Origin of the sequence: Streptomyces sp. NBC_00490, from assembly GCF_036013645.1 — a bacterium.
GTDB lineage: Bacteria > Actinomycetota > Actinomycetes > Streptomycetales > Streptomycetaceae > Streptomyces > Streptomyces canus_F.
Map to the genome: position 1 here is coordinate 3,078,152 of NZ_CP107869.1, position 11,601 is coordinate 3,089,752.

The 11,601-nt window shown below is 68.9% G+C and carries 9 protein-coding genes; all 9 read right to left on the minus strand.

Annotated features, from left to right (window positions below; all coding sequences use genetic code 11):
* Positions 1-15: 15 nt before the first annotated feature.
* Complete coding sequence (locus tag OG381_RS13875) at positions 16-969, minus strand: DUF3824 domain-containing protein (protein WP_327716415.1); 954 nt, start codon at positions 967-969, stop codon at positions 16-18.
* Between the two features lie 91 nt (positions 970-1,060).
* Positions 1,061-2,713, minus strand: coding sequence for a glucose-6-phosphate isomerase (gene pgi / locus OG381_RS13880; RefSeq protein WP_327716416.1), 1,653 nt, complete (start codon positions 2,711-2,713; stop codon positions 1,061-1,063).
* 52 nt (positions 2,714-2,765) lie between these two features.
* Positions 2,766-4,034 (minus strand): MFS transporter, encoded by a 1,269-nt coding sequence (locus tag OG381_RS13885; protein ID WP_327716417.1) that lies wholly within the window; start codon positions 4,032-4,034, stop codon positions 2,766-2,768.
* A 137-nt stretch (positions 4,035-4,171) separates the two neighbouring features.
* Positions 4,172-4,507 (minus strand): RNA polymerase-binding protein RbpA, encoded by a 336-nt coding sequence (locus OG381_RS13890; RefSeq protein ID WP_003957010.1) that lies wholly within the window; start codon positions 4,505-4,507, stop codon positions 4,172-4,174.
* A gap of 200 nt (positions 4,508-4,707) precedes the next feature.
* Complete coding sequence (gene secG, locus OG381_RS13895; protein WP_046261782.1) at positions 4,708-4,938, minus strand: preprotein translocase subunit SecG; 231 nt, start codon at positions 4,936-4,938, stop codon at positions 4,708-4,710.
* A gap of 219 nt (positions 4,939-5,157) precedes the next feature.
* On the minus strand, positions 5,158-5,934 hold the full coding sequence (tpiA, locus tag OG381_RS13900) for a triose-phosphate isomerase (protein WP_327716418.1): 777 nt from the start codon (positions 5,932-5,934) through the stop codon (positions 5,158-5,160).
* A 6-nt stretch (positions 5,935-5,940) separates the two neighbouring features.
* On the minus strand, positions 5,941-7,152 hold the full coding sequence (locus tag OG381_RS13905; protein ID WP_327716419.1) for a phosphoglycerate kinase: 1,212 nt from the start codon (positions 7,150-7,152) through the stop codon (positions 5,941-5,943).
* A gap of 133 nt (positions 7,153-7,285) precedes the next feature.
* On the minus strand, positions 7,286-8,296 hold the full coding sequence (gap, locus tag OG381_RS13910) for a type I glyceraldehyde-3-phosphate dehydrogenase (protein ID WP_020120076.1): 1,011 nt from the start codon (positions 8,294-8,296) through the stop codon (positions 7,286-7,288).
* A 228-nt stretch (positions 8,297-8,524) separates the two neighbouring features.
* Entirely contained in the window at positions 8,525-11,476 is a 2,952-nt protein-coding gene (locus tag OG381_RS13915) for a M14 family metallopeptidase (RefSeq protein ID WP_327716420.1), read from the minus strand.
* Positions 11,477-11,601 lie beyond the last annotated feature (125 nt).

Below are 11,601 nucleotides of genomic sequence, written 5' to 3' on the forward strand. Positions count from 1 at the left end.
CGGCGCCGGAGCCCGTCAGTGCCCGTAGGGATTGCCCTGGTTGTAGGGGTTCCCGGCCGGCGGCCCGTACGGGTTGCCGTGAGGGTACGGCTGCCCCGCGCCCGGCCCGTACGGGTTGCCCGGGTGGTACGGCTGTCCCGTGCCCGGCCCGTACGGGTTGCCCTGCGGGGGCAGGTACGGCGGCGCCGGAGGGGCGTTCGGCGGCATCGGCGGGGGCGGTGGGGCGAGGTGCGGATGGGTGGCCGGGTGGGCCGCCAGCCGTATGCCGTAGCGCTGCTCCAGTCGCCGCATCTCCAGCAGCGCGATCCCTGTGACCGTCAGGGGTGCACCCAGGATGAACAGGACGCCCATCCCGAGGCTGAGCCCGTGCAGGTCGCCCGTGAGCAGATCGGGCAGGGCCATCAGCCAGGACGTGACCGCGGCGAGCAGCGGCGGCAGACAGCGGTGCACTCCCGCGGTGCCGAAGAAGTTCGCGCCCACGTGCCAGGCCCCGCGGGCCACGAAACCGATCAGCCACAGCACGGCCGGGCCGAGGACCAGGATGAAGAATCCCGCGCCGCCCGCCGACTGCAGCAGCACGACCGTGAGCACGATCGTCCCCACGAAGAGCAGCAGCAGCTTCAGCGAGTTGAACAGCGAGGGCTTCAGCCCGCTCACCGAGCCGCGCCGCCGCCACACGAAGAGCATGATGCCGACCGTCAGCGGTGTGATGAGGAGCAGGACGACGGAGGCCGTCAGCATGTTCTCCAGCATCTCGTCGAAGGCGAAGCCGCCCTCGACGAAGGTGTACACACCGATCGCGGCGACCGTCCCGGCGATGAGACGGATCTTCTTCAGCTGTTCCACCGTCGGGTCGACGGACTGAGGTATCCACGCCGGATGGAACACGGCGCGTGCCGCGTACTTCGGTTTCCACAGCGACCCCGCCGTCAGCGCGCCGCCCGTCCAGCTTCCTTGTGAACCAGCCACCGTGCACTCCCCCGAGCCATGGCTTCCATGATCGTCGGGGATTCTACGGGAAGCGGACGGCACCTCGCCGCCCGCTTTCCGCGATCTGCGGTCACGAACGGCCGCGCAGCTCCCGGTACTTGGCCACCAGAGCCTTGGTCGACGCGTCGAGACCCGGAACGTCCGCGCCCTCGGTCAGCGCGGGTTCCACGCGCCGGGCGAGGACCTTGCCGAGCTCCACTCCCCACTGGTCGAAGGAGTCGATGTTCCAGACGGCTCCCTGTACGAACACCTTGTGCTCGTACAGCGCCACGAGCTGTCCGAGCACCGACGGCGTCAGCTCGCGCGCGAGGATCGTCGTGGTCGGGTGGTTGCCCTGGAACGTCTTGTGCGCGACGAGTTCCTCGGCCACCCCCTCGGCCCGTACCTCGTCCGGTGTCTTGCCGAACGCGAGGGCCTGCGTCTGCGCGAAGAAGTTCGCCATCAACAGGTCGTGCTGCGCCTTGAGTTCGTCGCTCAGCTCGGCCACGGGTTCGGCGAAGCCGATGAAGTCCGCCGGGATCATCTTCGTGCCCTGGTGGATCAACTGGTAGTACGCGTGCTGCCCGTTCGTCCCCGGCGTCCCCCACACCACGGGACCGGTCTGCCACTCCACCGGAACGCCGTCCCGGCCCACGGACTTGCCGTTGGACTCCATGTCCAACTGCTGGAGGTACGCCGTGAACTTGGACAGGTAGTGGCTGTAGGGCAGCACCGCATGCGACTGGGCGTCATGGAAGTTGCCGTACCAGATGCCCAACAGGCCAAGGAGCAGCGGCACGTTGGACTCGGCGGGCGCGGTCCTGAAGTGCTCGTCGACGAGCCGGAACCCGTCGAGCATCTCCCGGAAGCGGTCCGGGCCGATGGCGATCATCAGGGACAGCCCGATCGCCGAGTCGTACGAGTACCGTCCGCCGACCCAGTCCCAGAACTCGAACATGTTGGCCGTGTCGATACCGAAGTCGCCGACCTTCTCGGCATTCGTCGACAGCGCCACGAAGTGCTTGGCGACGGCGGCCTCGTCACCGAGCGCGTCCAGCAGCCACTGCCGTGCCGAGGTCGCGTTGGTGATCGTCTCGATGGTGGTGAAGGTCTTGGAGGCGATGATGAACAGCGTCTCGGCCGGGTCCAGGTCGCGGGTCGCCTCGTGCAGGTCGGCGCCGTCCACGTTGGACACGAAGCGGACCGTGAGGTCGCGGTCGGTGAAGCTGCGCAGCACCTCGTACGCCATCGCCGGGCCGAGGTCGGAGCCGCCGATGCCGACGTTGACGACGTTCGTGATGCGCCTGCCGGTGTGCCCCTTCCACTCCCCGGAGCGGACGCGCTCGGCGAAGCCGGCCATCTTGTCGAGGACCGCGTGCACGCCCGGGACCACGTTCTCCCCGTCGACCTCGACCACCGCGTCCGGGGCGGCCCGCAGCGCGGTGTGCAGGACGGCCCGGTCCTCGGTGGTGTTGATCTTCTCGCCGTGGAACATGGCGTCCCGGAGGCCGAAGACATCGGTGGCGGCGGCCAGTTCGCGCAGCAGCCGCAGCGTCTCGTCGGTGACGAGGTGCTTGGAGTAGTCGACGTGCAGGTCCCCGACCTGGAGCGTGTATCCGGCGCCGCGACCCGGGTCGGCGGCGAACAGCTCGCGCAGTCGCACCTCGCCGAGCTCCTCGCGGTGCTTGGCCAGAGCGGTCCACTCGGGTGTCTGGTTGAGCCTCGTACGGCCGTCTGCGTTCATGTCCGACTTCAGCCTTCTTTCGTGCCTGTGCCAGCTGGTCCAACCTAATTGATCAGCGCGTGACATGAGCTGTCGCGGCGCCGTCCTGCGGTGCGACAACAGGTACGTCCGGCTTGAGCGCAGGTGTCAACGAGGCGACGGAGAGAACGAAGAAGCCGGCCGCGAGCAACGCCGGGGTGCCCCGCCCCCAGACCGTGGCGACGACACCGCCGAGGAGCGCGCCCAGGGGTGCTCCCGCGACCGCCAGGGTCCGGAAGGCCGAGCTGACCCGGCCCAGCATGTCGGCGGGGCTGCGCTGTTGCATGAGGGTCGTGGTGTTGACGTTCCACACCATGCCCATCAGTCCGAAGACGGCCATCGCCGCCACCATCGCGGTCAGGCTCCGCACGGTCCCCATCACGACGAGCGCGCCGATCTGCACGGTGCCGGCGAGCAGTATCGCCCGCACCCGTCCGGTGCGGGAGACCAGCCGGCGGTTGAGCGCTCCCCCGGCCAGGGAGCCGACGGTGTAGGCGGTCGTCGCCGCCGCGAACCCGGCTTGTCCCGCGCCGATCCAGTCGGTCACCAGCAGCACCATGGTGGCGATGAGGGCGCCCACGCCGACATTGCACAGGGCGGTTGCCGCGCACAGCCCGCGCAGGGCCCGGTCCCCGGCCAGGGCGCGCAGCCCCTCCGCGATCTCGCGGCGCAGGGTGCTGCCCGCCGGTCTCGGCTTCCGCGTGGGGGCGCCGGTCCGCAGGGAGGCCACCAGCGCCGCCGCCACCAGGAAGGTCGCCGCGTCGGCCACGAAGGGCACGGGGGCGCCGACCACCAGCAGCAGGGGTACGACGGGGGCGCCGAGCAGACCGCCGGCGATCTTCTGCCCGGTCATCAGCCGGGCGTTCGCACTGCCGAGGGCCTCGTCGTCCACCAGCGCGGGCAGCAGGGCGGTGGAGGCGTTGTCGAAGAGGGTCTGCAGGCTGGTCAGGGCGAAGGCCAGCGCGATCAGCAGCCCGACGGATGCCTGCCCGAGCGCCACGGCCGCCGCGAAACCGGCGACCAGCAGCCCTCGTAGCGCATCCACCGTCCACATCGCGCGCCGCTGGTCCACCCGGTCGGCGACCGCTCCGCCGAGCAGCCCGAAGACGATCCAGGGCAGATAGCCGCAGGCGGTGACCGCCGCTATGGCCAGGGGCTCGTCGGTCAGGGTGGCGGCCAGCAGGGGCAGCGCCGCCGTACGCAGCGCGTCACCGAAACTGGAGAGCACGGCGGCGCTCCACAGCCGCCCGAACCCTCCACGCCACGCGGGCACCCGCACACCCGCAGCCTCGACCGTCACCACAGCTTCCCCCTCACGATGAGCACGCCTTGCGGCATGCCCAAACCGTAGAGGTCACCACTGACATCGCGGTGGGCCTGTGGATAACGTGAGAACAGCTCCGGCCAGGCACCTCTCGGTGCCCGGCCGGCTGTCAATTCCTAGATCTCGCCCCGCAGTTTGGCGAGCGCCTCGGCGAGGATCGCCTCGCCGTCCGCATCGCTGCGCCGCTCCCGTACGTACGCGAGGTGCGTCTTGTACGGTTCGGTGCGCGGTGGGTCCGGCGGGTTGTCCCGGTCCTGTCCGGCGGGGAAGCCGCAGCGCGGACAGTCCCAGGTGTCGGGAACCTGCGCGTCGCTGGCGAAGCTGGGCTGCGTCTCGTGCCCGTTGGAGCACCAGAAGGAGATGCGCAGCCGTGGCGCGGACTCGCCACGCTCGGCCTCGCCCATCGGCCCCGCCCCGACCCGGCTTCCTCGGATCGCGTTGCCACTTGCCACGGTCGTAACTCCCTGCGTGATGGTGCCGCGAAGCGAGTCGGCGTTTTCGCTCCGTTGCGAGCGCCTCAGTCTACGTAAGGCCCAACGCGCGTCCAGTGATTGGAGTTACAGCCCCCACACCTAGACGCAAGCCCCATGATAGGCCGCGCTCAGGTGCGCGTACCGAACATGGGGCCTTACGTACGGAATGTGCGTGCCGGTCAGTTGTTCACCTTCATCAGAAGGCCGAGCACGATGATGCACGCGAACCACAGCAGACCGACCACGATGGTGATCCGGTCGAGGTTGCGCTCGGCGACCGAGGAGCCGCCGACGGAGGACTGCATACCGCCACCGAACATGTCGGAGAGGCCGCCGCCCTTGCCCTTGTGCATGAGCACCAGCAGCATCATCAGGCCGCTGAAGACGATCAGGGCGATCGAGAACCCCATAACCACGGCTGGACCAACTTCCTCGGATCTGGATGGACGACAGGGGCACAGCCTCAGAGCTGTGCCCCCGCCAGGGTACGACGGATCCCGCCTACCGCATACTCACTGCTTGCCGGATCGCCTCCGGGGCGCTCCGATCCGGTGTCGAGAGGCCGACCGTGCTCAGCCCTTCGGGCCTCCGCGCGCTCGGCCTCTCTACACCGGCCGCGCCCCTACGGCTCACTGGTCGCGGAAGCGCACGATCTTGACGAACTCGTCGGCATCGAGCGACGCACCGCCCACGAGCGCACCGTCGATGTCGGCCTGCGCCATGATCTCGGCGACATTGCCGGACTTCACGGAGCCGCCGTACTGGATGCGGACCTGGTCGGCCAGCTCCTGGCTGTAGAGCTCGGCGACCTTGCCACGGATGGCGGCGCAGACCTCCTGGGCGTCCTCGGCGCCGCAGACCTTGCCGGTGCCGATGGCCCACACCGGCTCGTAGGCGATCACGACGGACTCGGCCTGCTCGGCCGGGAGGTCCTTCAGACCGCCCTCGACCTGGGCGAGGGTGTGGGAGACGTGGTTGCCCGCCTCGCGGACGTCCAGCTCCTCGCCGACGCACAGGATCGGGGTCAGCCCGTGCTTGTAGGCGGCCTTGACCTTGGCGTTGACGATCTCGTCGGTCTCGGCGTGGTACTGGCGGCGCTCGGAGTGGCCGATCGCCACGTACGTGCACTTCAGCTTGGCGAGCATGGCACCGGAGATCTCGCCGGTGTAGGCGCCGGAGTCCTGCGCGGAGATGTCCTGGGCGCCGTACTTGATCTTGAGCTTGTCGCCGTCGACCAGGGTCTGCACGGAGCGCAGATCGGTGAAGGGCGGCAGGACGGCGACCTCGACGGCCTCGTAGTCCTTGTCGGCCAGGGCGAAAGCGAGCTTCTGGACGTGCGCGATGGCCTCGAGGTGGTTGAGGTTCATCTTCCAGTTACCCGCCATGATCGGCGTGCGAGTGGTCATGCGGGGTCAGTCCTCCAGTGCGGCGAGGCCGGGGAGCGTCTTGCCCTCGAGGTATTCGAGGGAGGCGCCGCCGCCGGTCGAGATGTGGCCGAACGCGTTCTCGTCGAAGCCCAGGATGCGAACGGCCGCGGCGGAGTCGCCACCGCCGACGACCGTGAAGGCCTGGGAGTCGAGGAGTGCCTGGGCGACCGCCTTGGTGCCCTCGGCGAATTCGGGGTGCTCGAAGACGCCCATCGGCCCGTTCCAGAAGACGGTGGCGGCGTCGGTGATCTTCGAGGCGTACAGCTTGCCGGACGCCGGGCCGATGTCCAGGCCCATCCGGTCGGCCGGGATGGCGTCCGCGGCGACGGTGGTGGCGTCGGCCGGGGCCTTGGTCTTCAGGTCCGGGAACGCGGGGGCGACCACGGCGTCGACCGGCAGAACCAGCTCGACACCGGTCTTCTCGGCGCGCTCGATGTACTCCAGGACCGCCGGGATCTGGTCCTCCTGGAGGAGGGAGGCGCCGACCTCGTGGCCCTTGGCCTTGAGGAAGGTGAAGGCCATGCCGCCGCCGATGAGGATGCGGTCGGCCTTGCCGAGCAACTGGTCGATGACGGCGAGCTTGTCGGAGACCTTGGCACCGCCGAGCACGACCACGTAGGGCCGCTGGACGTCGTCGGTGAGCTTCTTCAGGACGCCGACCTCGGTGGCGATGAGGTGGCCGGCGTAGTGCGGCAGGCGGGCCGGAAGGTCGAAGACCGAGGCGTGCTTGCGGTGCACCGCGCCGAAGCCGTCGCCCACGTACACGTCGGCGAGGGCGGCGAGCTGGTCGGCGAAGGCACCGCGCTCGGCGTCGTCCTTGGACGTCTCGCCGGCGTTGAAGCGCAGGTTCTCCACGACCGCGACCCGGCCGTCGGCGAGGCCGGCGACGGTGGCCGTGGCGGACTCGCCGACGGTGTCGGTCGCGAAGGCCACGTCGGCGCCGAGGAGTTCACCGAGGCGCGCGGCGGCGGGAGCGAGGGAGAAGGCCGGGTCCGGGGCGCCCTTGGGGCGGCCCAGGTGGGAGGCGACGACCACGCGGGCGCCCGCCTCGGCCAGTGCCTTGACGGTGGGCAGCACGGCGCGGATCCGGCCGTCGTCGGTGATCGTGGTGCCGTCCAGCGGCACGTTCAGGTCGGCGCGGACGAAGACCCGCTTGCCTGCGACGCCTTCGGCGAGAAGTTCGTCGATCGTCTTCATTGAGAGGGCTCCCGAGAGGACTGGTGGTGCTCGTGATCCTAAGAGGGCTGGTCTGTACGTGAGTCAGGGCCCGAGCGGCGCGTCGTTGCGCCGCCCGAGCCCTGCTCTCACATCAACGTGCCTGCTCTGTCGGTCAGAGCTGGTTGCCGACGAAGACCGTGAGGTCGACAAGTCGGTTGGAGTAGCCCCACTCGTTGTCGTACCAGCCGAGGATCTTCACCGTGTTGCCCTCCTGGACCATGGTCAGGGAGGAGTCGAAGGTGCAGGACGACGGGTCGCCGACGATGTCCGAGGAGACGATCGGGTCCTCGGTGTAGGTGAGGAAGCCCTTGAGGTCGCCGTCGTCGGAGGCCTTCTTGAACGCGGCGTTGACCTCGTCCTTGGTGACCTCGCGCTGCAGCGTCACGACCAGGTCGGTGGCCGAGCCGGTCGGGACCGGGACACGCATCGCGATGCCGTCGAGCTTGCCCTTGAGCTGCGGGAGGACCAGGGCGGTGGCCTTGGCGGCACCCGTCGTGGTCGGGATGATGTTCTCGGCGGCGGCGCGGGCGCGACGCAGGTCCGAGTGCGGGAAGTCCAGGATGCGCTGGTCGTTGGTGTACGCGTGGACCGTCGTCATCAGGCCCTTGACGATGCCGAAGTTCTCGTCCAGAACCTTGGCCATCGGCGCCACACAGTTGGTGGTGCAGGAGGCGTTGGAGATGACGTGGTGGTTGGCCGCGTCGTACTTGTCCTGGTTGACGCCCATCACGATGGTGATGTCCTCGTCCTTGGCCGGAGCCGAGATGAGGACCTTCTTGGCGCCACCGGCGATGTGCTTCTCGGCGTCGGCCTTCTTCGTGAAGATGCCGGTCGACTCGATGACGATGTCGACGCCCAGCTCGCCCCACGGGATGTCCGCGGGGTTGCGCTCGGAGAGCACCTTGATGGTGTGGCCGTCGACCGTGATGGTGTCGGCGGTGTGCGAGACCTCGGCCTTGAGACGGCCCAGGATGGTGTCGTACTTCAGCAGGTGAGCGGTGGTCGCAGTGTCACCCAGGTCGTTGACAGCCACGATCTCGATGTCAGCACCCTGCTCCAGCAGTGCGCGGAAGTAGTTGCGACCAATACGACCGAAGCCGTTGATGCCTACGCGGATCGTCACGAACCGATCTCCTCGTTGGTACGCCGGCTATGCGATGCCGGCGAGCTCTGTTTGGGATGTCCCCGACCGCCTACGACCCTACCTCCCACAAGCTCCCGCAGTGACATCGAGATGCCGCATACACGGGCAGGCGGTCCGTACCCGCCAGTAGGGGTACGGACCGCCCGGGCCGGAAGGCCCTGTCGCTCGAATTGGTTACGGAGAGTCAGTCACCGTTGACCGGTGTGTTCACTTTCCGAGAGCCGCGAGCGCCTTGCCGAGCAGGGTCGTGCGGTCGGCCGCCGCGGTGACGTGTTCCAGGCCGAAGCCCAGGAGCACGGTGTCATCCGTGGTGACCGCGCCGTACGTCTTGAACAGCTCTCCGGAGCGCCCCCAGTCCTTGACGACCGCCGGGCTGCCCGCGGGCGGTCCGGGGACGCTCCAGGCACCGAGCGACGTCTCGAAGCCCTCGGTCTCGACGGCGTTGCCGCCGATCACCACGGACGCGTTGTCGGCGAGGACGCCGCGGCCGCCGGATCCGGGGTCGGTGATGTAGCTGAGGGAGACCTCGACCCTCTTGCCGGCGTACGCGGAGAGGTCGAAGGAGACCTCCTGCCAGCCGGGCGACGCCCCGGTGAAGCTGTTCCACTGGCCGCTGGTGCCGGAGGCCGTGCAGCCGCCGTCGCCGAGGGTCAGATACCGCTTGAGTGCGGGATGGGCCGCGATGAAGTACCCGGCGTCGCACTCCGCGGGCACGGCGGTGCTGGTTTTGCCGTTCCTGTCCGGGAGCGTGGTCCAGTCGTCGGCCCCGGCCGTGTGGGCCTCCAGGACGGCGTGGTCGTAGCCCTCCTCGGTGCTCCACAGCAGCCGGGTGCTGAGCGTGGGTGCCTGGGCGGCGGTCACCGAGGTGAGGTCGATGGTGCGGGTGAGGCGGTTCCAGGCGTAGTCGCTGTGCGTGACGGCCGCCATGGAGGCGCCTTCGTAGGGCCCGTACGGGTTGGCCGTGCCGGGGTAGGTGCCGCCGCCCGCGCTCGCGAACTGCGGGAACGTGGCGACCGGCAGGGTGTCCGAGGTGACGCTGAACGACCCGGCCGTGTCGAGCGGGTTGCCCGGGGCCGCGCCGAGCGCTCCGCCGGCTCCGGCGAGTTTGCCGACGCCCTGGAAGGCGGTGGTGCCCGGCAGGGACGTACGGGTGTAGGCGCCCAGGTAGTACTGGCTGAAGTCGTTCGACAGGGTGCCGCCGCCGAGGTCGACGTTGCCGCCGGCCCGCTCGCCGGCCTCGATCAGCTTGCCGCCCTCGTTGAGGAAGGCCCGCAGCTGGAGCTGGGTGGCGTTGCCCGGGACGCTCGCGCCGGTGTAGTGGACGACCGTCCTGAAGTGGTCCAGGACGCCGAGCGCGTCGGGCGTGCCCTGGGTGGCGACGTCCCAGACGATCGCCTTGCGGCCGTTGGCCTTCAGGGCGTCGACGTAGGTCTGCGCCTGTGTGGCGGCCGCGCCCTCCTCGGCGACCACGAGCACGTCCGCGCGCGGCCGCGCGGCCACGGTGTACGTGAAGTGCTCGCTGGAGGTGCGCTTCCCGCTCCGCGTCTCGCCGGTGAACCACACCTCGACCTTGTCGCCCGGGTCGCCGTCGGCGACCTTGGCGCGGTACTCGTCGAAGTAGAGGTTGTCGTCACCGCCGAACGTCTCTCCGCCCTTCCAGGCCCTGAGCGCCATGTCCTCGACACGGCCGCCGTTGACGCGGTACTTGAGCTCCTTGTCGCGCACGGACTTGCGGGCGACGACGGAGACCTCCTGGTCCGCGCCGCGCGAGTACGACGTGGTGAACGTCTTCGGGGTGAAGTCGGCGGCCTTCAGTCCGAGCGAGGACTTCGGCTGGTCGGGCCGGGCCGCGGACTCGGCGACGGAGAGCGCGAACGGGATGTTCTTCTCGAACTCCTGCTGGATCAGCTTCTCGTCGTCCGGGAAGTTGAAGACCGACTGGCAGTCGGCCGCGTTCCACTGGTCGTCGGGGTAGAGGTCCGACGCGGTCTGACAGGTCGACATCTCGGGGGTGAACATCGCCAGCCCGTTGACGTTCGACGCGTGGCCGTCCGCCTCGCCGTTGGTGGTGTACAGCTCCGAGGAGACCTGGGGCCGGTAGCCGGGGATCGCGGAGTTCTCCGGGGTGCCGGCGAGGGATTTGTAGAGGACGTCGTCCGGCGTGTCGGTGGCCACCTGCCAGCCGACGCCGTAGAGGAGAAGCTCGGCGGCGGAGTGATAGTTGATGCCGTACGTGAAGCCGATCCGCTTCTGGAAGGCGTCGATGGCCTTGGTCTCGGGCTCGGAGCCCGGGCTCGTGCCGCGGTAGGTCTCGCTGGTGGGGGTGGGTGACGAACCCTCGTTGTCGTAGCCCCACTTGTAGGAGAAGTTGCGGTTGAGGTCGACGCCGTCGCCGACGGCGATGGTGCCGTCGGCGTTGTTGTCCCGCAGGTTCTTGCGCCACAGACGGGAGTCGTCGCCCTGGAAGGTGTAGTCGTAGCCGTCGGGGTTGGCCGAGATGACGAACCACAGCTCGGTCGAGTCGACGATCTTCTTGATGCGCTTGTCGGACTTGTAGTTGTCGACGTAGTGGTGGAGCAGCCGTCTGGTCATCTCCGGCGTGATCCACTCGCGCGCGTGCTGGTTGGACATGTACAGCACGGAGGGCTTGGCGCCGTCCTTGGTCTTCTTCGCGTTCTTGGTGAGCTTGAGCGCGAGGATGTCCTGGCCGTTGACCGTCTTGCCGATGGAGACGACCTTGGTGAGGCCGGGGTTCTGCTGGCCGGTGCGGAGGATCTCCTCCTTGATGTTCCCGGCTCCGCTGTACGGGCGGTACACACCGTCGGCGGCCGCCTCGACACGCTTCTCCGCCTTGGCGGACAGGGTGTGCTCGGTGAGGTCGACGCCCTGTTTCTCGAGCTTGTCCGCCTGTTGGTCGGTCAGGTAGACCTCGACGGTCGCGGTGCCCTTGGCGGGTACCTGCTCACTCAGTTCGTGGCTGTCCTGCCCGGCCGCCAGCAGCAGGGGTACCTGCTGATTGGTGACCTCGGCCCGGAAGACCTTGATCTCGTCGGGATCGGGAGAGCCCGCGCTCTCCGCCGCCTGGGCGATGGGTGCGATGCCCGCACCGCCCAGGAGGAGTGCGCCGACAGCGAGGATCGGTCTCGCTCTTCGTCTCATGTGCCCCCCTTGCGTGTGTCCGCCACAGCAGCGAACAGATGCCAGGCTCATGACAGTTCATGATCCAGTCAAGGGGGCCTCAAGGACGGACAAACGCCGGTGCCGACACTCCGATGGAGTATCGG

What these genes read in the sequence shown, in the direction of transcription:
- OG381_RS13905 (WP_327716419.1), bottom strand. Translation starts at nt 7,152, where the DNA reads ATGAAGACGATCGACGAACTTCTCGCCGAAGGCGTCGCAGGCAAGCGG.
- OG381_RS13915 (WP_327716420.1), bottom strand. Translation starts at nt 11,476, where the DNA reads ATGAGACGAAGAGCGAGACCGATCCTCGCTGTCGGCGCACTCCTCCTG.
- tpiA (WP_327716418.1), bottom strand. Translation starts at nt 5,934, where the DNA reads ATGACCACTCGCACGCCGATCATGGCGGGTAACTGGAAGATGAACCTC.
- secG (WP_046261782.1), bottom strand. Translation starts at nt 4,938, where the DNA reads ATGGGGTTCTCGATCGCCCTGATCGTCTTCAGCGGCCTGATGATGCTG.
- pgi (WP_327716416.1), bottom strand. Translation starts at nt 2,713, where the DNA reads ATGAACGCAGACGGCCGTACGAGGCTCAACCAGACACCCGAGTGGACC.